This window comes from Longimicrobium sp. (genome assembly GCA_036389795.1).
GTDB lineage: Bacteria > Gemmatimonadota > Gemmatimonadetes > Longimicrobiales > Longimicrobiaceae > Longimicrobium.
Window position 1 is genome coordinate 1 of sequence record DASVWD010000272.1, and the last position, 1,977, is coordinate 1,977.

3 protein-coding genes are annotated in these 1,977 nt (G+C 71.1%); all 3 read right to left on the reverse strand.

Going from position 1 to position 1,977, the window contains the following annotated elements; translation table 11 throughout:
* Positions 1-152 precede the first annotated feature (152 nt).
* Entirely contained in the window at positions 153-386 is a 234-nt protein-coding gene (locus VF746_31065) for a hypothetical protein (protein ID HEX8696901.1), read from the reverse strand.
* Positions 387-478: 92 nt separating this feature from the next.
* The gene (locus VF746_31070; protein ID HEX8696902.1) at positions 479-1,204 is read right to left on the reverse strand and encodes an SMI1/KNR4 family protein; all 726 of its coding nucleotides are present in this window, start codon (positions 1,202-1,204) and stop codon (positions 479-481) included.
* A gap of 98 nt (positions 1,205-1,302) precedes the next feature.
* Positions 1,303-1,650, reverse strand: a complete 348-nt coding sequence (locus VF746_31075; GenBank protein ID HEX8696903.1) for a hypothetical protein — start codon at positions 1,648-1,650, stop codon at positions 1,303-1,305.
* Between the last annotated feature and the right edge of the window lie 327 nt (positions 1,651-1,977).

Here is a 1,977-nt window from a genome sequence, read left to right on the forward strand (position 1 = left end):
TTCTGGTTCCGAACAGATTGGAATCACACAGAGGACACAGAGAACACGGAGGAACTGAAGACGCGATCGAAGTTTCTCTGTGTCCTCTGTGTGAGGCTTTATCAGAAAGCTGTACCCGAACGATGCTCTGCAAAGTGGTATGATGCTCGATTCTACGGCGCCGCCAGGCCGTCGACGAAGGAGCGCGCGGCGGCGAAGAAGGGGCGCGGGCGGGTGTACCACGGGTCGTGCCCCGCGCCGCGGATGGCGAGCAGGCGCGCGCCGGGGAGCGTCCGCGCGACCGCCGCGGAGCCGTCCGCGCGGAACGGGTCGGCGGCCGTGCCGCCGCCGACGAGCGCGGGCGCCCGGACGCGGCGCAGGCTGTCGAGCGGCGGCTCGCCCGCCACCCCGCGCTGGACGCCGGGGCGCGGAGCGGGCCGGCAGCAGGTGAGGAGGCTGCAGACGGCGATTACACGTGACGCATGCGGCCTCGGCGCGATCAGGCGGCCGGCGTACCCATGAGCAGCCGGCGCAGCCTGGCCGCGCTCGGTGTCCCCGGGTCCAGCTGGCCGTCGGCGCGGAGGAACGGATCCAGGAGCCAGACCTCCGGTCCCAGGTAGCAGAGCTTCTCCCATGCGTCGAGGAACGCGGTGAAGCTCGGGGCGAGTGCGAGGCTGGCGTCGTCGTGCGACAGGTAGAGCACGGGAGGGTCGCCGCCGCCGTGCGAGACGTCGAGCGCCAGGTAGTCGCCGTTCTCGATCCGCGCGAACGGCAGGCCGGCGCGCCAGAAGCGCAGCGCCTCCGGGTCGTCGGCGACCCACGTCTCCTCCGCCCACTCGCGGCACGAGCGGACCGCGTCGGGCAGCTCTCCCGCGGGAAAGAAGACGGGGCCGCCGTACACGGCGCCCTGCCAGCCGAGCACCTCGGAGATCAGGGCGTCCGCGTCGTCGTCCGGGCCATCGCACACGTAGTGGCAGTCACAGCCGCCGCACCCCTCCGTGTAGAACCGGGCGAGCTCGGTGGGAAGGGCGCGCGGCCCGGTGGAGCCCACGTCACCGGAGTCGAGCGCGTTCCGGCGCTCGGCGATCCGCCCCAGCTCGGCCGGTGTGACGGGCGGCTCCACGCGGACCTCCGTCCGCACCTCGGCGAAGCGGTCCTCCCGCGCGCCGATGCCCCGCACGAACGCCTGCGCGCGCGCCAGCCAGCCTGCGTAGTCGTAGGGCATCGCGTACTTTGCGGGCCTGGGGGAAGAACCCGGAGGAAACTATGGAACGGCCGCGGGGAGAGAAAACTCCGCGGCCGTTCGCTTCAAGAATTCTTCCCTCAGCCGAGGGCGGGCTCCGGCTCCGGGGGCGCGTCAGCAGGGGGCGGTTCGGGCCTGAGCGCGGCCTCGGGCGCCGGCTCGTGCGCGGAATCGGCCAGCCGCTCGCGGCCGACCGGGACGGCGGTGCGGCAGAGGAGCTCGAGCCGGTCGGCGGGGAGCTCCTCCCAGTCGGACGGGATCGGGTAGAGACGGCGCTTGCCGGCCTGGCTCTCGAAGCAGAGCCAGCCCCCGCTCATCCCCTCGGGGAGCGTGGAGAGCTGCCGGGGGGTCGCGGCGTGCGCGCCCGGGACCACGTCCCAGACCGTCCACAGCACTCCCGCCCGGTCGTTGAAGATCCGGGATGACATTCCTTCGCGTGGCTCCGGGTCCCTGCCTTTCCGCGCAGCCCCGCGCCGCCACGCAAAAAATCAGCCCGGAGGGCTGGAAATCGATATCCCGAAACGGCTTCGGCGGGTCGAACGGAAACGGATGCGGATCGGCGCCGCTGTCGCGCCCGACCCACCTGTCAGGGTGATACCCAGATTGTGCAACGAAGATGTCATCCTGAGTCTACCACCGCGCTGCGCGCGACCAGGGAGGATGAAACGGGTGTGGGAGCATAAATTGGGCGGGTGGCGTCGGCAAAGAGGTCGGTAAGCTCATTGGTGCGAGAGAGCCCGTTCCTGAGTCAGACC

What these genes read in the sequence shown, in the direction of transcription:
- VF746_31070 (HEX8696902.1), bottom strand. Translation starts at nt 1,204, where the DNA reads ATGCCCTACGACTACGCAGGCTGGCTGGCGCGCGCGCAGGCGTTCGTG.
- VF746_31075 (HEX8696903.1), bottom strand. Translation starts at nt 1,650, where the DNA reads ATGTCATCCCGGATCTTCAACGACCGGGCGGGAGTGCTGTGGACGGTC.